Origin of the sequence: Staphylococcus equorum (genome assembly GCF_029024965.1) — a bacterium.
GTDB classification, from domain to species: domain Bacteria; phylum Bacillota; class Bacilli; order Staphylococcales; family Staphylococcaceae; genus Staphylococcus; species Staphylococcus equorum.
The window spans coordinates 115,828-135,488 of sequence record NZ_CP118982.1 but is presented as its reverse complement, the minus strand read 5'-3'; the positions used below and the strand labels follow the sequence as shown (position 1 = coordinate 135,488).

Below are 19,661 nucleotides of genomic sequence, written 5' to 3'. Positions count from 1 at the left end.
TCCTTAATATAGACTTAATATTGTTCCGATTTGCTGTTGCTTAGCTTCTTTATAAATATAATAAGCACTTGAAATATCTTCGATTGCCATACCCATTGGATTTAATAAAATAATTTCGTCATCATTTTCTCTTCCTGGTTTAGCACCCGTTAATAATTCTCCTAATTCAGCATGTAAGGCTTCCCTACTAAAGCGCCCTTCTAATACAAGTTGATTAATTGTCTTTTTCTCGCGATTTGCTTGTGACCAATCGTCTACCAAGACTTTATCTGCTTGTGTAAAGACGTCTTTTTTAATATCCATAATTGAAATATTGCTGATAAATGTGCCTTTTTGAATCCAATCATATTCAATGTAAGGTTTGTCCGTAACTGTACAAGTAATGACTACCTCTCCATTTTCAACTGCTTCTTTCGCTGTTGTCGCTTGAACAAAGTGAATGTCTGGACATGCTTCGGCCCATTTTTCAATAAAATTAGCGCTGGCTTTTTCAAATTGATCAAAAACATATACTTGTTTAATATGATCAAATTGCTCTAGCATACTTTGCAATTGTCGATCACCGATTAGACCACAGCCAATAATTGTTAATGCTTCAAATCCTTTTTTCGCTAATTTCTGAGCAGCAATAACTGAGACAGCTGCCGTTCTCATACTACTAATTAAGCTCGCTTCCATCACTGCAATGGGATAGTTTGTTTCAGGATCATTCAAGATAATGACACCACTTGCACGCTCTATCTTACGTTCTGAAGGATTGTCATGTTTACTACCAATCCATTTAATACCTGATACTGGATCTTGACCGCCAATATGACTTGGCATGGCAATAATACGATCCGCAATATGTCCTTCTGTACCATTTGCGCGTAAATATGGCTTTAATGGTTGCACAAAATCTTGATTCGCATGGGCTTTTAATGCTTCAGTTAATGCATTTACATAAACTGTTGAATGATTACCTCCTGCTTGTTCAATATCTGATCTATTTAAATACAACATGTCTTTGTTCATCGTGTTAGCGCTCCTTTTTTGTTTTTCACTTCATCAAACCATTCATCTGAATAGACTAAATCTAAATAACGATCGCCTCTGTCAGGTAAAATCGTCACAATTGTTTTATCTTTAGCAATTGAATCAATGACTTTTTCAATCGCTGATATAATTGAACCTGTTGATCCTCCTGCAAAAATACCTTCATAATCAACTAAGCGTTTACATCCAAGTGCTGATTGGTAGTCATCCACATGAACAACTTGGTCTATTTCTTCTTTATTTAAAATTTCAGGCACTCTACTCGCGCCAATACCTGGTAATTCTCTATCTTTAGGCGTTTCACCAAAAATAACTGACCCTTTCGCATCCACCGCAATAATATGTGCATTCGGGTGATATTCTTTGATCTTTCTACTCATGCCCATAATGCTACCTGTTGTGCTCACTGGCGCTATAAAATAATCAATTGGAGTTTCTATTTGCTCTACGATTTCTGCACCAGCACCATGATAATGTGCTTTCCAATTTAATTCATTTGCATATTGATTAATCCAATATGCGTTGTCAGTGGAATCAAGTAATTCACGAACACGTTGAATACGTGTCATTAAATACCCACCATTTTCATCCGCTTCGTTTACCATATCTATATTTGCACCATAACTTTTAATAATTTTTAAATTTGTTTCTGAAATTTTCGGGTCTACCACACATGTTAGTGTTAATCCTTTTATCTTAGCGATCATTGCTAGAGCAATACCTAAATTTCCTGAAGTACTCTCAATTAAATGTGTACCTTTAGTAATTGTTCCTTTTTTAAAACCATCTTCAATGATGTATTGAGCTGGTCTATCTTTCATACTGCCGCCTGGATTCATATATTCTAATTTTGCGTAAACATTATGTTCCGGGAACAGTTGCTTGAGCTGTATCATTGGCGTTTTGCCTATACATGAAAGTAAAGAATCATGACAATGCTTAGGTTCTTGTCTCACTTAAATTCCTCCTAAAAAATATGGATTATTAATAACATTACGATACTGATAACGATTATCATTATCAATAAACTGTATTCTAGGTATCCTTTCTAAAAATGTCAAATCTTTATTTAATTTTTTAAAAAATTAAAAATTTTTGTTGACATATCGTTTACTTTATAAGATATTAGGATTGATAATGATTATCAATCCAAGTTGGAGGTTTTAGAGAAATGAAGCATTTAGCAAAAGTATTCATTACTGTTATAGTAGCGGTTATGGTGTTAGCAGCTTGTGGAAATGGGGAGTCCGAAAAGTCATCGGAGTCAAAAGAAGATAGTAAAACAACGAAGATTAAACATGCTATGGGGACCACTGAAATTAAAGGAAAACCAAAACGTGTCGTAACATTATATCAAGGCGCGACTGATGTATCTGTCGCATTAGGCGTCAAGCCTGTCGGTGCTGTAGAATCTTGGACGCAACAACCTAAATATGATTACATAAAAGACGACCTAAAAGATACAAAAATAGTAGGTCAAGAACCTTCACCAAACTTAGAAGAAATATCTAAGTTAAAACCAGATTTAATCATCGGTTCTAAAGTCAGAAACGAAAAACAATATGAACAACTTTCTAAAATCGCACCAACAATTACGCACGATACAGTGTATAAATTTCAAGATACAACGAAAATGATGGGTAAAGCACTCGGTAAAGAAGACAAAGCTGATGAGTTATTAAAGAAATATAATGATAAAGTTGCACAATTTAAAAAAGATGCAAAAGCTAAGTATGGAGATCAATGGCCAATGTCAGCTTCAGTTATCAACTTCAGACCAGATCATGCACGTATTTATGCAAGTGGATACGCTGGAGACATCTTACATGACTTAGGGTTTAAACGACCAGAAGGACAACAAAAACAAGTTGATAAAGGTAAAGACATCATTCAATTAACATCTAAAGAAAGCATTCCGCTTATGGATGCTGATCATATATTTATGTTCAAGTCTAACACTACTGATAAAGACGCAGAGTTAACTAAGAAGACAGAAGCAGATTGGACATCAAGTAATCAATGGAAAAACTTAAATGCAGTAAAAAATGATGAAGTTTCAAAAAATGTAGATGAAATCACATGGAACATGGCTGGTGGTTATACTTCATCTCTTGAACTCATTGATGATTTATACAAAAAATTAGATATTGAAAAACAATCTTAATCAATAAGGAGTTACCTCATGTTACTTAAACCGCGGTATAAATTAATGCTTTCTGGTTTATGCCTTATCGTTGTAACGATTTTAAGTTTAATAATTGGAAACACGCTTGTATCACTTTCACAGTTGGTACAAGCGTTGTTCCACTTTAATAGCAATAACGATATACATATTCTACTTGCCGAATCACGCGCATCACGAACAATCATTGCTCTACTTACCGGCGCGGCGTTCTCTGTATCTGGTTTGCTTATGCAAGTATTAACACGTAATCCAATTGCTTCACCTGGGCTGTTTGGTGTTAATTCAGGCGCCGTGTTCTTTGTGATTTGTGGCTTAACATTTTTTAAAGTGCAATCATTTGAAGCGCTCATAACTATTTCATTTATTGGGGCAATTATTGTAACTGTTCTTGTCATTACACTTGGCATGTTTAAACAAGCGCAATTTTCACCTAAACGTGTGATATTGGCTGGCGCAGCGATTTCAGCATTATTCGGAGCATTTACACAGGGCATTTTAATTATGAACCAAAGCAATTTACAAAGTTTTCTGTTTTGGCTAAGTGGTTCTGTTGCTATGCGTAATGTGTGGGAAGTGCCTTGGGTGATTCCAATAATTATTATATTTCTGCTCATTGCCTTTGCGATGTCGTCACATATCAACATCTTAATGACGAGTGATGAAATTGCTTCTTCACTTGGTCAAAAGGTCAAATTAACAAAAAGGGTTATGGTATTAACTATTAGTGCGCTTGCCGGCATTTCGGTCGCACTTGCAGGATCTATTATGTTTATCGGGTTAATCGTACCGAATATTAGTAAAAAGTTAATGCCGGCTAACTATAAATATTTAATACCTTTCACTGCGGTTAGTGGCGCTATATTAATGACATTGTCCGATATTTTAGCTAGGACAATTATTAAACCACTCGAACTTCCTATAGGTGTTATCACAGCAGTCATTGGCTCAATTACACTTATTTATATTATTAGGAAAGGAATTCAACGCATATGAATGAGACAGTCCATAAAAAAGATACTAAACGCTTAGTCATTGCCGTTCTCATATTGATTGTTTTTTCAATCTTGAGTTTAATGCTGGGGTCTACTTTTATATCGTTAAATAGTATCCTTTCTTATATTATTGATCCTATTTCAAGTCCTGATCAATTTACAATCGAAGTGTTGCGCTTGCCAAGAATTATATTGGCTATTGTAGCTGGTGCAGCACTTGGCGTTAGTGGTTTGATTCTACAAAATGTACTTAAAAATCCTATCGCCTCTCCAGATATTATAGGTGTAACAGGTGGCGCAACATTTGGTGCAGTAGCATTTATTGCGTTTTTAGGAGATATTAGTGTCCATTGGCTGCCGGCGTTTTCGCTCACTGGTGCAGCTGTGGTCATGATGATTCTTATCAGTTTTCAAAAAAAGGGCAATATCCAACCAACGACATTAGTTATTATTGGTATCGCACTTCAAACGTTATTTATGGCGCTCGTTAATGGCACGCTTGTGCTTACAAAACAACTTGCTGCGTCTAAAGCCTATACTTGGCTTGTCGGTAGTTTATCTGGTGCCACATTTGAAAACAGTTTGATATTGGGGTTATTTATAGTGTGTACTTTGCCATTGTTGATTATCGTGCTTCCGAGAATGAAAGTATCCGTTATGCATGATAATGTTGCCACAGGTTTAGGCGTAAAGGTTAATCAAACGCGACTCATTCAAATGGTGATTACAACGATACTTGCTGGTGCAGCGATTAGTTTTGTGGGTAACATTGGCTTTGTTGGTTTAATCTCACCGCATATTGCTAAAGCTTTAATTAAAGGGAATTATTTAAAGCGCTTATTAATGTCAGCGATCTTTGGCGCACTTTCCATCGTCATTGCGGATCTTATAGGAAGAACGGTGTTTTTACCAAAAGAAGTTCCGGCTGGTGTGTTCATTGCTGCATTCGGCGCCCCATTCTTTATCTATTTATTATTGACTGTAAAAAAACTCTGATATGATCATATATTCTCAAATGCAAAGAACTAATACATTAAATTATGTATTAGTTCTTTTTTCTATACTAAAATCTTACGATTTTGAAAGTGCATGCTTGCCTAGGGGTATGGCTCGAGCCTGTAGTCTCTCCCTCATACTATTTCCCTGGGCGTCAGCACGTTCCAAAATCGATACAATTATACAAAACATATTTAGTCCCTTTATCTCAACTGTATAAATATTATTGATTTATAGTATGATTAACTTAAGACGAATGCATGAATTTTCAAAGGGGTTTTTAAAATGAGAGAATTAGTAGGGAAATGTTCTGTCTGCCAAAAAGATATTTATTGTTTAAATGGTTTCTTGAATGGTGAATATAATGACAATCACTTGTATTGCTTTGCTTGTGCATCAAATGTTGAAAAAGAATGATATTATAAAAAGCAGTCACAAATCATTAAATTTGTGACTGCTTTTTTTATACATCTATACTTGTCATATTTTGAAGAGTCCGGCCAACTAAGGAATAGTATGATTGAGGATGCATACTATAAAATAGATAACTAGACATGTTCAAAATCCTAATTTTTTAAAACAACAGTGGATTGAGTTCCTACCGTATTTAAAAAATGCTAAATTACATTAGTTCGAGACACTTTTAATAAAGTTACTACTTTTGTACGCTTCTGTTAAAAGTTGTCCATCGTTTGATACGTAAAAATATTTTTCATCAAGTGTAGACACCTCTGTTGGGAAAAGCCAATATAGCTTACCTTTTTCAAAGGATTTGTCTTGTTTGATACATAAATATCTACATTCTGATATGCTCATTTATTGCTGCCTCATTTCAAGATAGAAGTAGCCCTGTATTATTTAATAATCGTGTTATTAAATACAAAACTAGGTTCTGCACCTAAAACGATAAGGAATATTTGTGAGTAAGCTACAAATTGGAATTTTAATATCATTTCATTAACAAATTTGAATTCATTATTTTGTTTTACTTTTTCAACTTCTCTTTCATATAACTCCAAAACAGAATCCCTAATTAAGATAGGTCTATTGTTTTGAATAGCTTCATTATTATTTGAAAACATAAGTAATCCTAAATATTTATAGTGAATACTTAATTGTCTTGTTAAACTTGCTATATATTCTAATTGCTCATATAACTGAGGAGATTCTTCTCTCAAAGTTTTTAAATCTAATTTGCATTGTGTGAGTTCATCCATTTCATTAACCATTTTTATCACTTCTCCAATTCCCATGGTTTACATAAATTAAGAGACTTAATTAATGTTTTACTTTGTGCTCTTCTCGCTTTACGCATTTTCGCTCTTTCTTCACCATACATATACAATGTTTTTTCATCTTGAGTCTGCGCTGTAATTTTAGGTACTTTAATTGATTTTTTGTTTTCATCTAAGGCTACAAACGTAAGAAAAGCGATAGCAGCAATTTTTCTTTCTGCTGTAATCATATCTTCCGAAATAACCTTACAAAATATTTCCATAGATTTTTCTCCTGTATAAACTACAGAAGATTCTATACAAACTGAATCAGATTGAGTAATAGGATGTAAAAATTCTACACTATCTGTAGATGCTGTGACACATTCTTTAACTCTTGCATGTCTTCTAGCAGACAATGTCGCATTATTATCGATTTTTTTCATCAATACGCCACCAAATAGTGTGTTGTAATTATTTAAGTCATTAATTAACACTTGATCGGTACTGACAATTTTACTATCGCTCGGATATTTATAATTTTCCATGAAAAACTCCCGTTCTATAATGTTTATGTCATAAATTATAGAGCGGGAGCATATAAATAGAAAATATCCTTTTTTTATAAGGGCATAAATTTTGTGAATGACCTTGCGTTTAATGGTGTAATAAGTAGTTTTCTTGTATAAATTTAATCCAATTTTTAGTTAATGAATCAACTATGATATCTTTTCTCCAAATAATGGCAAGTTCCCATTTCATTGAAGGTTCGTTAATACTAATAGCTTTCAAATCTTTATCCAATAAATCAAGTATCCCCTCAGGTAATATACAGATGCCCATATTATTTATTAACATTTCTTCTATAAAGCTCCACTGAGTCGTTTCAAAAATAATATTAGGATTAAACCCATAGTTTCTACACGTATTTTTTATTTTATCGTTTAAGTAAAAATCAGAATTAAATAAAATAAATTCTTGATGCTCTAAATCTTCAATATCAATCGTATCTTTATCAGATAATGGATGATCTTTATGAACTACAAGCTTTAATTTTTCTTCCAAAAAAGTGAATGTACTGAAAATTTTATGATTCGTCGGTAAGACAGTAATCCCCATATCCAAATCACCATAATATATATCATTTTCAATTTTTTTACTTCCATTTTCAAAAAGTTGAAATGTTACATTTGGATAAGAATCATGAAACTGAGAGATGAGTTTTATTAGTCTTCGAATATTAATAATTGTAGGGATGCCTATTTTTAAATGTCCACTTTTCAATTCTAAAAGATTACTTAATTCATTAGGGATGTTTTCATACATTTTTAGCATTTCTTTACATTGAAAAAAGAATGCCTCTCCTGCATCAGTTAGGTATATTTGGTTTTTATATCTATTAAATAATGTTACTTCTAATTCTTTTTCTAGTAATCTAATCGTATTACTAATTGTTGGCTGTGTAATAAAAAGTTTAGCTGCTGCTTTCGTCATACTTTTTTGTTTTACGACTTCAACAAAATACTGCATATGTCTAAGTTCCAATAAAATCACACCTTCTTTTATATTATGAATGTAGTGTTCTATAGTTCAATTATTTTTATATTTTATAATACAGAAATTTTTAGCATTATTATTAATTTTAATTTTAGCATGTATTGGAAATATAACACCATGATTTATTTTTATGTCATCTTATTATTTTCCAAGGAAATAGCTAAATCACTATTTGTCATGAAGATTTAATTCAAAAAAGGCCATTACCACATTTCGTGATAACGGCCTTTTCAAATATAAAATAAATTTCTGAATTGCTGACTAATATGAGTGAACACCTTAAACACTAGCTACTCAAAATTCAATTTAAAATTAAATTTTAATTGTGTATCATTGAGTCGATAAGCTTCATTTAATTCTGGACCGCAACTATTAGAGCCAATCCCACTTTGAGCATAATCAATATGCAAATACGTATAATCTTCGACTTCTAATTCGTCTTTATGTGACGTATGCGTTAGCTGATTTAATGAATAATGCGTTGTATTAAAACTGAATGTGTCTCCACTTGTTAAAACCATAGCATTTCGACCATTTGAAACTTTAACAAATGTAGTCTGATTATGACTTCCTGATTCTTGAGGTTTGATATCGTTACTTACATTATCTGTCACTGTCGTTTCGAAATAATCTAAATATGTTGCCACACCTTTATCTTGATAACTGCTATAAGGACCATTCCCATAATATTCGACTTGCTCATAGTTACTTGGTAATGTCATGGCTAAACCGAAACGTGGTAGAAATGGCGCTAATGTATCTTTCGCTAAATCATAATTCACAGTAAGTGTACCATCGTTTTGAATTGTCCACGTAAGTGTACCTGAAAGCACAGGAGGAACCGCTTCATTAACCAACGCAATATCAAAAACAAGACTGACGTCACTCTTATTTTCAACGATTCTGTAATCATGCACACGCGTAGTAATATCTTTATATCCAGCGTATGCCCATTCTTGCTTAGCATTGATGTCATTATCTGTTGGTGCACGCCATAGATTATTTTCTGTTTTCTGATTCATAACTATTACACCTTCATGCGCAACTGTTTTTAAACTCGCATCTATTTTATTAAAAGTGTATATCCAATCACCAATAGAAACATGGATTGTATGAATATCGTCTTTATATGCTATTGATGACGGTTTCGTATTCTGATACGTCATTGATTGGCGTTGGTACACGATTTGATCATATCCTAATTCAAAATGAGCCGGACGTAACTTATCTGTACATTCCAATTTGTAGTGTAACATCAAATCACTAAGTTCATTTATATTAATATAATCACTTAAATCAATATTTTGAGTCGTATGGGGTGCGAATTTAGTAAAAGTAACTTCAAACGTCTGACGCTTTCCATTTAAATAAGTAGCGGTTGCTTCAACACTTAAATAATCTTCTATATGTGTGAAATCAAGTTGATTACGTAATGTCAGTTGATACTCATCTTGCGCTATTACTTTTAAAGGTCTATGTTCATGTTTAAATTCATAATATCCTTCGTGAGGTATACGGTCAGGTGAAACAATACCGTCCACACAGAAATTACCATCATGTAGACGTTCTCCGAAATCTCCACCATACCTAAATATTGGCTTACCATCTTTCACGCCTGTCTGAATTCCGTGGTCACACCATTCCCATACGAACCCTCCAATAAAACTATCGTATGCCTCAACAAGCTTTTGATAATCATGAAGATCGCCTGGTGAATTCCCCATGGCATGCGCATATTCACACAAAATAAAGGGTTTATCTAAATTCGGGTTCTTCAAATATGTCGTTTCAATTTCTTCTGGAGATGGATACATCCTACTAATCATTTCAACGTTAGATAAATCATAGTCTTTTGATTTATCACGATGTAATGTGCCTTCATAATGAAGTGGTCGTGTAACATCTAATTCTTTCGCTCGTGCCAAGCCTTCAACCATATTAACGCCATATCCAGATTCATTACCCATTGACCATGAAACAATCGAACTATAGTTTTTCAAAGGGATTATTGATGCTTCAATACGCTCGATAATTGCAGTTTGATATTTAGGGTCATCCGTAATGATATTAAAGTGCTCAGTGTTCTCTTCACCATATAAACGAACTACACCATGCGTTTCTAAATCTGCTTCACTCATCACATAAAAGCCATATTGGTCTGTTAATTCATAGAATAAAGGCGATTTCGGATAATGTGCTGTACGAATTGCGTTAAAATTACCTTGCTTCATAAGCTCTAAATCTCTCATAAATTGAGTTTCATTTATCGTATAGCCTGTTTTAGGATCACTATCATGATGATTGGTGCCACGTAATTTAATAGATTGTCCATTAATATAAAATTGATTATCTCTGATTTTAACTTCTCGAATACCAATTTTTTGGGTAATCACTTCTTGAGCAGTAGTAATTGCTAACGTATAAAGTACAGGGCTTTCTGCTGACCATAATTGTGGTTTGTTAACTGTAAACCTACACTGTTCTGAAGCTTGAGTACTGCTGACTAATTCACCATATGGATTATATAAGTGTAATTCAACTTGGTCTAATCCTTGTTTACGTGCCAAGTTCACATCTATCGTTGCCTTATTCAAATCATCATTTAAGTGTGTTTCAATTTTAAAATCATCTACACGTGATTGCGCTCGTTTTAAAATATAAACATCTCTAAAAATACCTGAATGTCTGAACATATCTTGGTCTTCAAAATATGTGCCATCTGAATATTTTAATACAAGAACTTGTATCGTATTTTCTCCATCACGTACAAATTTTGAAATATCAAATTCTGAAATAGAATGAGATATCTGACTATAACCTACAAATTGATCATTTATCCATACATAAAATGCGCTAGCGACACCTTCAAAATTCAAATGATAATCACTCTGCATATCATATGAACTTAACTCAAAAGAACGCGTATAACGTCCGCATGGGTTATACTTCGGAACATATGGTGGATCAAATGAAATTGGATATTGTGTGTTAAGGTACTGTATTTGATCGTAGCCATATAAATTCCATACAGACGGTACTGGCAATATATCCTTTTTAATCTGTTGAGGTTGATTTAAACATGCTTCTAGAGAATTGAAATATTCAAAGTGCCAATCACCATTTAATAATGTCACATTTTTTGTATTATAACGTGTTTCTAAACGGTAGTCAGCCTCCCCTCGTTGATAAGGTATATAAAATGCACGTCTTGGCATCAAGTTCACATGCTGAACCTCCATATTTTCATGAAATTGCTTTTCTAACATAAAATGACATCCCCTCTATTTAATATTCTCTCTATGTTCTCTCTGACGTTTATATCGGAGTGTTTTCTCAATATCATTTAAAAAGTCACCTTTTAAATGGAATGCTTTATGATATAAAAATGCTGTTAGACTAACGAAAACTAGCGGTGCGACAATAATCATGATACGCAGACCATTAACCGTGGTCTCTGATTGTGCCTCATTCGGCGTATAACCTAATACAGATAAGCCAATCCCCACAATTAAAGCGGCAACTGCTTGTGAAGCTTTAGTTAAAAACGTATTTGTGGAAGTGATCACACTCTCATTACGTTGCCCAAACTTCACTTCACCATAATCAATCACATCTGCAAGCGACACTGTTGTTATACCAATCATAAATCCTGAACCAACACGTAACATACCTGCACCTATAATGACTAAGATAGTACTCTGTGGCGCCACGAAGCCTGATATTAAAATAATAACCAAACCAGTTATGATAAGTGTAATGGATGTATTAAACGCTCTAGTTCTACCAACCCATTTAATAAAACGTGGTAAAAGTAGCAAACCAAGCATTTCACACAGAATCATTGAATTAAAAATTGAAAATAAATGTTCCGCATTCACTACATATTTAAAGTAATAAATGATAGAACCATTAAGCGTTTGTAGACATAAATTAAAAGTTAATAAAACACCCATGATGGCAAGTAACTCTTTGTTTTTAAATAAAATACGACCAATATCTTTAAAATTAACTTTAATACCTATTTGTTTTTCCATTTCATGATCTTCAGGTACTTTGAATACTGTTACACCTATCGTAAAGATAAAAACAATACTACAAATTACGGCAAAGACAAAAATTCCTACTGAATCACTGCCACTACCAAAGACATCACCTAATTTATGTATAAAGAACAAACCAAAAGTACCTACAATAAATGCAGCTAAACTTGCGAAAAATCTAGGTATAACTGAAATCTCTTCACGTTCTCTAGGATTATGCGTCAAGTTCGGTAACCAAGACCAGTATGGAATATCCATCATCGTATATGTCATTCCCCAGGAAATATACATAATCGATATATAAATATACATAGACGTTTGAGATAAATCTAAATTCGTAAACAGCAAGACTGTAACAATAGCATTAGCAAGCGTACCGATAACGAGCCAAGTCTTGAACTTACCAAAGTTATTCCGCGTATTATCAACGATCATCCCCATAATCGGGTCATTAATCGCGTCCCAAATACGTGCAACAAAAAGCATAACTCCGACAAACGCAGGAGATAAACCTACAATATCTGTGATATAAAACATTAAGAAGAGCCCAACAATATTAAATATGGCGTCCTTCCCTATTGCACCAAATCCAAAAGCTAATTTTTGCTTTCCAGTTAAATATCTATCCATCTTCTCCACCTCTAAAATTTCAATTTTTAAAGCGTTTACATATATGTTAATGTCATTTTACCAACTTAAAGTGCGTGTAATGAATAGCATAATGATGATGTTATATGGCAAAATGTTGCATTTTGTTATTATAATGTGGTTATATAAGTCTAAAGAAGTTCAATATAATGAATTGAGAGGTGTGTTATGCAAGTTTTATGGAAAAAATTTAGCAAAAAGTTAATAGATGCTAATTTAGTAGAATGTGGTATTGAAGTCGGTGTACCAAACGTAGGTTATAATTATACAGTTTTCCAAACATCTGTCATACATATCGTGACTCATGGTGAAGGTATTTTTAAATATAATGGGGAGAGTTTTAACTTAAAAAAAGGCGATATGTTTTTACTAGAAAAAGGTATGGAAGTTGAATATAAGCCTTCATTTTCAAAACCTTGGACTTATTATTGGGTTGGTATTAGCGGTAAACAGATTCTAGATTATTTAGCACGCAGTTATATCGTTGATGATCACGTCATTAAAGGTAAAGACACTTCTGAAATTAAAAAAACGATCCAAAATATCTGTAATCTTTCAAAAACCATTGCGTCTAGCAACTCACATGATATTTTAATCATGCAGCATATATACCAATTAGTTTATATGCTACAAGAACAGTTTCCTAAAAATTTCTCAGTTAACGTCGATATTGTTAACGAAGATATCCAAAAAGCAGTCGAATTTATCAATTCAAACTATCACAAGAATATTAGTGTCGTTGATGTTGCGCAATATGTTAATGTCACTCGCAGTCATTTATTCAAGCTGTTTAAGAAGAATTTAAATTGTTCTCCCAAAGCATACTTAACATATATCCGTATGTATCATGCATCTCAATTACTTATACATACGAATAACATGATATGTGAAGTTTCAAGTAAAGTCGGATATAAGGATCCTTTACTATTTTCTAAAAATTTTACAAAGCATTTTGAAATTAGTGCGTCTGAATATCGAAATAATTTTTCGTAACTTCCAAGTTTTAACTGATAACAATGCCACTATCTGTAGTTTCAATCTTAGAATGCTTAGGCGTTTGTATCATTTTAATCACCCAATAAAAGTCTCCAACACATGACATTGTATGCATGGTAGCAAATGATAAAAAGAACACTTTGGGTAAAATTCCCATACAAAAAGTTATGATGAAAGTTGAAGTAATAATTACAAATGGTGCTATTGCACTTATAGCAAAAGTTAATGGCGTAAAGCTTCCCCCTGGTATTGCACAATATATCATGCCGTTAGCCATCCCAAAATTCACCTTATTCAATGGTGAAAATAATTTGAAAAACAAAGCATGAATTAATTCATGTACGATAAATGTCCCTATAAATAACCCTATTCCAATAAATATATTAGCTAACATTGAATCGAAAATATCAATAGTATCAGACATCTTTACCATGACAAAAAACACGCCACCAAAAACAATACATAAGGCGATTTGATATTTAGAAAATGCCTTTATTAACGAATCATTACCTATAATATCAATTTTTTTCATAATAATGACTCCCCTCTTCATATTATAAATTTCTCACATATAACATACACGATACATGTCATTTTGACAAATATAGTTGTCAAAATGACAAAAGTAATATATATTAACCCTAAGGAGTTGATCAATAATGCGCAATCGACTTAAAGAATTACGTGCACGTGATGGCTATAATCAAACACAACTTGCTAAAAACGCAGGAATTTCTAGACAAACTGTTTCTTTAATAGAACGTAATGATTTTATGCCATCAATTCTGACAGCTGTTAAAATTGCTCGCATATTTAATGAACCCGTTGAAAACATCTTCATAATTGAGGAGGAAGATTTATGAAAGTAGGACGCTATTTATTGCTTGTTTTAGTAGGAGGACTCATTGGTGGTATTATTGGCCTATCCTTTGGCATATTTGAAAATAACGGTCATTTTTCAAACATAAGTTTCGCAAGCCACGAAATTACAATCATTGTTTGTCTCATTGCATCCCTCATTAATATAATCCTTACGCTAGTGTTATATAAAGTTCAAAAAAATGCACTCACATTCAAATCAAAATTGAACCATGATATAGAGGGGCAACAAGCTGATGAATATGAAGAGAAGGCAAATATGATGTTTATGAGAACGAGCTTCATTTATTATGTTCAAATTCTAATTAGTTTAATTTGTATGCTTATTATAGTGATGGTAAATGCTTCTGAGGGGGACATTTTTTACCCTATTATTCCATATTTAATCACAATTATTCCTTCTCTAATGATTGGTTTCTTTGTAAGGAAATTTGATAGTCGTTATCCAAAACAAGGTGAAGCTCAGTATACGGAGAAAATTCTAGACATCATGGACGAAGGCGAACGTCATATAACACTCGTCTCTATGTTCAAAATTTATCATATCAATCTTACTTTATTGATTATTGGTGGAATGATATTAGGTTTATTCTCATTAATTACTGGCATCAACCAACTTTTAGGATTGCTCCTTATTATTATTCTTTTTATTTATAATGCATTTGGTTATATGTTAAAAGTCCGTAAATTTTATTTATAAATATAATATATAGAAAGAGAGTGTATCTATGGAACATCTTTTAAAAGTTCAAAATTTAAATAAGTCTTACACAAAATCTGACTTTCACCTTTCCGATATTTCACTATCAATCAAACCAAGAGAAGTTGTAGGTTTAATTGGGAAAAATGGTTCGGGTAAATCTACACTGATTAATACATTGGTAGGAAATCGCTTTAAAGACAGTGGAGAAGTCATTTTTTTCGATGAAACTATAACAGAAAGTGATTCCAACTATAAAGAAAATATTGGTGTTGTATTTGATGATTTACGTGTACCAAACAAACTAACAATCAAAGAAATTGATAAAGTGTTTTCTAATATTTATCAATCATGGAATAGCGAAAAATTCTTTTCAATAATCGATAAATTTGAGTTACCTAATAATAATGCAATCAAATCCTTTTCACGTGGTATGCGTATGAAAGCTGCTTTGACAATATCGTTAGCACATGAAAGTAAACTTCTCATTCTTGATGAAGCTACTGCCGGTATGGATGTCTCAAGTCGTGAAGAAGTTATTGAAATGTTAGAGGATTACATAGAAGAAGATAATGGGATTTTAATTTCATCTCATATTTCAGAAGATATTGAACAGCTTGCAACTAAACTAGTATTTATGCGAGATGGCAAAGTTATTTTTGAAGAAAATAAACAAAATTTGTTGGATAATTATGGCATTGTTGAGCAACCTGAAGAAGATTTCAATATTCCAACTAATCTTATTGTAGCTTCAAGGGCTCGTAATAACACGAGGACTACTTTAATCAATAATCGCAGCCAAATAACAAATGCGAGACCTTTGCAAAATATTGATGACGCAACCAAATTAATTATGAGAGGTGATAAATAATGAAGGGATTAACACTTAGCAGTTATTACTCATCAAAAAAATCACTCTTTACTTACTTAATTGTAGGTATTGTCGCTAGTATACTATTCACATTTATGAACCCTATCATGACATGTTTTTTACCAATGATTTTTCTTATTTCACCTGTAACTGATAACATTAAACATGAGAAGGATTCAAAATGGATGTATTATGTGTCGACTTTACCTAAAGGTAGAAGTGCATATGTAAACAGTTATTTCATCTTCTACGGTGTTCTTATTTTAATAGGACTTATCATCGGTGTTATACCATTAGCACTCATAACACAAAATTTAAATCTCACGTTAGTATCTATGTTAATAGGTATAGGTGGCGCTGGTTCATACGCTATAATGTTCCCTTTAACATTTAAATTTGGACCAGAAAATTCAAATGTTATTTTAATCACAACATCTTTTATAGTAATAGCTTTATTTTTCCTAGTATTCTTTGGATTTATTATGCCAATTCTCGCTTCATCTGGATCAATTGAAGGTATAGCTAACCTAACAAGTAATTTACTCGTAGTTAGTACCTATGCACTTTTAGGTATTATTTTATTAATAGTTTCATACATTTCATCAATTAAAATATTTAATAAACAAGAACTCTAGCAAAAACTCCCAATGACTTAATTATAAAGTCATTGGGAGTTTTTATTATTGTGTGATTTATTAATTTACTGATTCAATAAATGTTGTTTTATCGATAGCATTAGCTTGTTGTAATTGTAATTCTAAGTAATTATCGAATGTGTCATTGTGTTGTGTAACTTCCTCTAACGCACTGATTAGCATATCAGGATGCTCTACATCGAATAAATGAGTTGGTGCTGTTACTACCTTATTGTGTGCAGTGGCATCATAACCTAAAATTAATAGTTTGTAGTCAAAAGCTGCCCTAACTGCATCTAATATTTCGTTGCCTTTATTAATATCTAAATAGATATCGCATTTTTTATAAAGTGCTTTAAATTCAGTCTTTTTAGCATTTGGATATAATTTAGCATTGGTATATTTATTCAAGTTCATTAATATCTTAGACATTTCAGTCATAGCTGCAATATGAAAATCTAAATGTGGATGTGCTTGTACAATTTGTTCTAAATGCGGTATTTGGTCAGAATTTGTTAGTGTTAGCACTTGGTTAGAATGATTATTAGACTTCAGGAATTTATATACATATCCAGATTTATATATTCTATTTTTCCATTTATCACTAATGGATGATTTAAGTTGTTCATAGGCTTCATCGCTCGGCACAATAATACTGAATGATCTACGTTCTTTAGATAGTATATTTTCCATATGACGAATAATATCGCTCGTAATATCACCTTGCCAATAAAAATAATCATTGCTAGGCTCGCTTAAACCATTCATCACTGCGGCTGGTACTGAAAATGAGTTGATTAAAAATTGTTCTGATTCTAACCCTGCAACTTGGATATAGAAATTAACAAATTGTATTTTCGAATGGAAGAAGTATTCTTTGCCTTGCCAATTCAAAATAACATCATTTGTGATGAAATTCTCAACCATAAACACTTCACCTTTAGCGTTATAGTAACGTTTTAATATTCTTTTATGGGTATTAGGATCCAATACTACTTGTGCATAACTGTATCCGTATTTATTATAATAATCAATATACTGCGTATGTCCTTGTTTATTTAACCACTCGATACGTTCTACGATTCTATGTTTATAATTCTTTTTATAAATAATTCTCGCTTTAATATCTCCTGTATCTTTAATTACAGCATCGTTATTATTGCCTTCAATCAACCAGAATTTCGGTGTTTTAACTTGGTTAAAAAATAATGGTTTAACTGGCAAATTTTCATTTTCTGCAAAAAATTCATATGGGGTTTTAACATCATCAGGAAGAAAGCCATCTGCTTCAATAACGATTGTTTGTCTATTCATACCAGAAAATTTAAATGAATTATAAAGGACTATTGTTTGTTTATCGAAAGCTTCAAATAAATTAATCATAAAGCACCTCTTCAATTAAATTATTCCATTGGATTTTTACAGCATCTTGTGTAAATTGTTCAGCAACTTTATAAGATGCCTCATGGAAATCATTTGTATCATTTTCAAAAAATCGAATTATAGCTTCAGCAATTTTTCCTACTATTTCTGACTCTGACTCTACATTTAATTTAATAGGTATGAGATAGCCATTTTCTTTGTCCTCAATAAAAGTCGGATTTCCATAATTAACATCAAAACCAATAAGCCCTAATCCTGAACCAATCGCTTCCATCAATGTTAGTCCAAAGCCTTCACTCGTTGATCCTGATAGAAACAATTCATAATTCTTATATACTTGATTTAAATTTACATGGCCATGTAAAGTGATATAACTTTCTGCATTATTTTCACGAATAAGGTTATGCAATGTCTGCTTTTGAGCACCTTCTCCATATATATCAAATGTTATTTCAGGTCTTTGTTGTTTCGCAATTGCGACTGCTTTAACTAACCAATCTACACGTTTTTCAGCTGCTAATCTTGAAGCAGTAATAATAGAATAAGGTTTTCTATTTAAAGGTTGTGTTAAAGTTGTTAAATTGCCTACAGGTATTGTATATATTTTAGGCATGATATGATTATACTTTTCAAATTGTTCTGTCAGCAGTTTATTTTGAATTTCCGTTGCTGTGATAAAGAAATCAATTTCCTGCGCATTAGTGAATACATATTCATAATGATTATTCCAAAGTATATAATCGTCGTTCGTTGTCGATGCATTATAATGTTCTGCATGAATCACTACACCTAATTTAGCTTGATTTTTATTTTCTATCATAACTTGACCAATATCTTTTGAGCGATCTAATAAAATCATATCTTCATGCGACAACTGAAGTTTTTCCATGAAATATGCAATAAAATTTTGTTTGGAATATAGTATTCTATCTTTAAAGACAAACATACTATCATCACCATTTACATATTCATTATATGCTGTAGAACCGTCTTCATTGTAAAAGACTCTCATATATAATTTAGCCATATTATCTTCGGGGGCGTAATACTCTGAAAAGACACGTACATAAGAATAATAATCTTTGCGTAGTAACTTCCCTCTTGATACATATTCGACTCTATCAACAATATCGCTATCTTCGTCTTTCAAATGACATACGATATAGTTACTGCTTTTATTAAAAAAATACTTTTTAATTTTTCCTTCAGCTTCTGTTTTAGTGATGTCGTCATTGAGTGATTGAATAATCTCATCTAATTTAACACTTGAAGGTGCTATTTTTATATCTGTGAAAAATTGGTATAACCATACCACTTCATCATCATTAAACCCTAAATTTTTTGTTAAGGTTTGTATATTTTCAGTTTTTATAAATTCTAAAAACACAAACTTTAATGTTTCCGCTCTTCCTCTTAAAGCTTGAGCTCTGTAAAGTTGCGCATACTCTACACCACTACTTGCCCATCCAATGCCATAGTTCATGTTATATATCGTCATGTATTACACCTCAATAACTAAAGTTAAAATCA

Annotated in this window: 20 protein-coding genes; 9 read left to right on the top strand and 11 right to left on the bottom strand. The window is 32.4% G+C overall.

Annotation, left to right across the window (positions count from 1 at the left end):
* Positions 1-3 precede the first annotated feature (3 nt).
* Complete coding sequence (gene sbnB, locus PYW44_RS00590) at positions 4-1,014, bottom strand: 2,3-diaminopropionate biosynthesis protein SbnB (RefSeq protein ID WP_107514884.1); 1,011 nt, start codon at positions 1,012-1,014, stop codon at positions 4-6.
* Positions 1,011-1,991: a 2,3-diaminopropionate biosynthesis protein SbnA gene (gene sbnA / locus PYW44_RS00585; RefSeq protein WP_021338988.1), complete on the bottom strand. Its 981-nt coding sequence runs from the start codon at positions 1,989-1,991 to the stop codon at positions 1,011-1,013. The genes sbnB and sbnA overlap by 4 nt, the downstream gene beginning before the upstream one ends.
* Before the next feature lie 215 nt (positions 1,992-2,206).
* Between sbnA and PYW44_RS00580 the strand changes: the two genes are divergently transcribed.
* From PYW44_RS00580 to PYW44_RS00565, 4 genes are all read left to right on the top strand, one after another.
* Positions 2,207-3,199 carry an ABC transporter substrate-binding protein gene (locus PYW44_RS00580; protein WP_021338989.1) on the top strand — a complete coding sequence of 331 codons (993 nt, stop codon included), beginning with the start codon at positions 2,207-2,209 and terminating at the stop codon, positions 3,197-3,199.
* 18 nt (positions 3,200-3,217) lie between these two features.
* The gene (locus tag PYW44_RS00575; protein WP_069812878.1) at positions 3,218-4,213 is read left to right on the top strand and encodes a FecCD family ABC transporter permease; all 996 of its coding nucleotides are present in this window, start codon (positions 3,218-3,220) and stop codon (positions 4,211-4,213) included.
* On the top strand, positions 4,210-5,208 hold the full coding sequence (locus tag PYW44_RS00570) for a FecCD family ABC transporter permease (protein ID WP_021338991.1): 999 nt from the start codon (positions 4,210-4,212) through the stop codon (positions 5,206-5,208). Before PYW44_RS00575 ends, PYW44_RS00570 begins: the two co-directional genes overlap by 4 nt.
* Positions 5,209-5,493: 285 nt before the next feature.
* Positions 5,494-5,625 carry a hypothetical protein gene (locus tag PYW44_RS00565; protein WP_256092634.1) on the top strand — a complete coding sequence of 44 codons (132 nt, stop codon included), beginning with the start codon at positions 5,494-5,496 and terminating at the stop codon, positions 5,623-5,625.
* A 210-nt stretch (positions 5,626-5,835) separates the two neighbouring features.
* On the opposite strand, the gene PYW44_RS00560 is transcribed toward PYW44_RS00565, so the two are convergent.
* From PYW44_RS00560 to melB, 6 genes are all read right to left on the bottom strand, one after another.
* Positions 5,836-6,024: a hypothetical protein gene (locus PYW44_RS00560; RefSeq protein WP_021338994.1), complete on the bottom strand. Its 189-nt coding sequence runs from the start codon at positions 6,022-6,024 to the stop codon at positions 5,836-5,838.
* A 38-nt stretch (positions 6,025-6,062) separates the two neighbouring features.
* Positions 6,063-6,437 carry a hypothetical protein gene (locus tag PYW44_RS00555; protein ID WP_002506333.1) on the bottom strand — a complete coding sequence of 125 codons (375 nt, stop codon included), beginning with the start codon at positions 6,435-6,437 and terminating at the stop codon, positions 6,063-6,065.
* Positions 6,438-6,442: 5 nt separating this feature from the next.
* The gene (locus tag PYW44_RS00550; protein WP_002511719.1) at positions 6,443-6,970 is read right to left on the bottom strand and encodes an acyl-CoA thioesterase; all 528 of its coding nucleotides are present in this window, start codon (positions 6,968-6,970) and stop codon (positions 6,443-6,445) included.
* Positions 6,971-7,079: 109 nt separating this feature from the next.
* Positions 7,080-7,967 carry a cidABC operon transcriptional activator CidR gene (gene cidR, locus PYW44_RS00545; protein WP_002506331.1) on the bottom strand — a complete coding sequence of 296 codons (888 nt, stop codon included), beginning with the start codon at positions 7,965-7,967 and terminating at the stop codon, positions 7,080-7,082.
* A 302-nt stretch (positions 7,968-8,269) separates the two neighbouring features.
* The gene (locus tag PYW44_RS00540; RefSeq protein ID WP_115075923.1) at positions 8,270-11,245 is read right to left on the bottom strand and encodes a glycoside hydrolase family 2 TIM barrel-domain containing protein; all 2,976 of its coding nucleotides are present in this window, start codon (positions 11,243-11,245) and stop codon (positions 8,270-8,272) included.
* 15 nt (positions 11,246-11,260) lie between these two features.
* A complete protein-coding gene (melB, locus tag PYW44_RS00535) occupies positions 11,261-12,649 on the bottom strand; it encodes a melibiose:sodium transporter MelB (RefSeq protein ID WP_021338997.1) in 1,389 nt (462 codons plus the stop codon).
* Between the two features lie 186 nt (positions 12,650-12,835).
* Between melB and PYW44_RS00530 the strand changes: the two genes are divergently transcribed.
* Complete coding sequence (locus tag PYW44_RS00530) at positions 12,836-13,660, top strand: AraC family transcriptional regulator (protein WP_021338998.1); 825 nt, start codon at positions 12,836-12,838, stop codon at positions 13,658-13,660.
* 10 nt (positions 13,661-13,670) lie between these two features.
* On the opposite strand, the gene PYW44_RS00525 is transcribed toward PYW44_RS00530, so the two are convergent.
* Complete coding sequence (locus tag PYW44_RS00525; RefSeq protein WP_021338999.1) at positions 13,671-14,195, bottom strand: DUF3267 domain-containing protein; 525 nt, start codon at positions 14,193-14,195, stop codon at positions 13,671-13,673.
* Between the two features lie 127 nt (positions 14,196-14,322).
* Between PYW44_RS00525 and PYW44_RS00520 the strand changes: the two genes are divergently transcribed.
* Genes PYW44_RS00520 through PYW44_RS00505 form a run of 4 tightly spaced genes read left to right on the top strand, consistent with a single transcriptional unit; the run spans position 14,323 to position 16,748 of the window.
* The gene (locus PYW44_RS00520) at positions 14,323-14,526 is read left to right on the top strand and encodes a helix-turn-helix transcriptional regulator (protein WP_002506324.1); all 204 of its coding nucleotides are present in this window, start codon (positions 14,323-14,325) and stop codon (positions 14,524-14,526) included.
* Positions 14,523-15,242, top strand: a complete 720-nt coding sequence (locus PYW44_RS00515; protein ID WP_069802507.1) for a DUF3169 family protein — start codon at positions 14,523-14,525, stop codon at positions 15,240-15,242. Before PYW44_RS00520 ends, PYW44_RS00515 begins: the two co-directional genes overlap by 4 nt.
* 28 nt (positions 15,243-15,270) lie before the next feature.
* On the top strand, positions 15,271-16,113 hold the full coding sequence (locus PYW44_RS00510) for an ABC transporter ATP-binding protein (RefSeq protein ID WP_021339002.1): 843 nt from the start codon (positions 15,271-15,273) through the stop codon (positions 16,111-16,113).
* The gene (locus tag PYW44_RS00505; protein ID WP_021339003.1) at positions 16,113-16,748 is read left to right on the top strand and encodes an ABC-2 transporter permease; all 636 of its coding nucleotides are present in this window, start codon (positions 16,113-16,115) and stop codon (positions 16,746-16,748) included. The genes PYW44_RS00510 and PYW44_RS00505 overlap by 1 nt, the downstream gene beginning before the upstream one ends.
* 60 nt (positions 16,749-16,808) lie before the next feature.
* Here PYW44_RS00505 and gtfB read toward each other — a convergent pair whose 3' ends face one another.
* Entirely contained in the window at positions 16,809-18,131 is a 1,323-nt protein-coding gene (gene gtfB / locus PYW44_RS00500) for an accessory Sec system glycosylation chaperone GtfB (protein ID WP_021339004.1), read from the bottom strand.
* Positions 18,124-19,629 carry an accessory Sec system glycosyltransferase GtfA gene (gene gtfA / locus PYW44_RS00495; protein ID WP_021339005.1) on the bottom strand — a complete coding sequence of 502 codons (1,506 nt, stop codon included), beginning with the start codon at positions 19,627-19,629 and terminating at the stop codon, positions 18,124-18,126. The genes gtfB and gtfA overlap by 8 nt, the downstream gene beginning before the upstream one ends.
* Positions 19,630-19,661 lie beyond the last annotated feature (32 nt).

Coding starts and splice junctions, on each gene's coding strand:
- sbnB (WP_107514884.1), bottom strand. CDS start 1,014: ATGAACAAAGACATGTTGTATTTAAATAGATCAGATATTGAACAAGCA.
- PYW44_RS00580 (WP_021338989.1), top strand. CDS start 2,207: ATGAAGCATTTAGCAAAAGTATTCATTACTGTTATAGTAGCGGTTATG.
- PYW44_RS00575 (WP_069812878.1), top strand. CDS start 3,218: ATGTTACTTAAACCGCGGTATAAATTAATGCTTTCTGGTTTATGCCTT.
- PYW44_RS00570 (WP_021338991.1), top strand. CDS start 4,210: ATGAATGAGACAGTCCATAAAAAAGATACTAAACGCTTAGTCATTGCC.
- PYW44_RS00565 (WP_256092634.1), top strand. CDS start 5,494: ATGAGAGAATTAGTAGGGAAATGTTCTGTCTGCCAAAAAGATATTTAT.
- PYW44_RS00560 (WP_021338994.1), bottom strand. CDS start 6,024: ATGAGCATATCAGAATGTAGATATTTATGTATCAAACAAGACAAATCC.
- PYW44_RS00555 (WP_002506333.1), bottom strand. CDS start 6,437: ATGGTTAATGAAATGGATGAACTCACACAATGCAAATTAGATTTAAAA.
- PYW44_RS00550 (WP_002511719.1), bottom strand. CDS start 6,970: ATGGAAAATTATAAATATCCGAGCGATAGTAAAATTGTCAGTACCGAT.
- PYW44_RS00540 (WP_115075923.1), bottom strand. CDS start 11,245: ATGTTAGAAAAGCAATTTCATGAAAATATGGAGGTTCAGCATGTGAAC.
- melB (WP_021338997.1), bottom strand. CDS start 12,649: ATGGATAGATATTTAACTGGAAAGCAAAAATTAGCTTTTGGATTTGGT.
- PYW44_RS00530 (WP_021338998.1), top strand. CDS start 12,836: ATGCAAGTTTTATGGAAAAAATTTAGCAAAAAGTTAATAGATGCTAAT.
- PYW44_RS00525 (WP_021338999.1), bottom strand. CDS start 14,195: ATGAAAAAAATTGATATTATAGGTAATGATTCGTTAATAAAGGCATTT.
- PYW44_RS00520 (WP_002506324.1), top strand. CDS start 14,323: ATGCGCAATCGACTTAAAGAATTACGTGCACGTGATGGCTATAATCAA.
- PYW44_RS00515 (WP_069802507.1), top strand. CDS start 14,523: ATGAAAGTAGGACGCTATTTATTGCTTGTTTTAGTAGGAGGACTCATT.
- PYW44_RS00510 (WP_021339002.1), top strand. CDS start 15,271: ATGGAACATCTTTTAAAAGTTCAAAATTTAAATAAGTCTTACACAAAA.
- PYW44_RS00505 (WP_021339003.1), top strand. CDS start 16,113: ATGAAGGGATTAACACTTAGCAGTTATTACTCATCAAAAAAATCACTC.
- gtfB (WP_021339004.1), bottom strand. CDS start 18,131: ATGATTAATTTATTTGAAGCTTTCGATAAACAAACAATAGTCCTTTAT.
- gtfA (WP_021339005.1), bottom strand. CDS start 19,629: ATGACGATATATAACATGAACTATGGCATTGGATGGGCAAGTAGTGGT.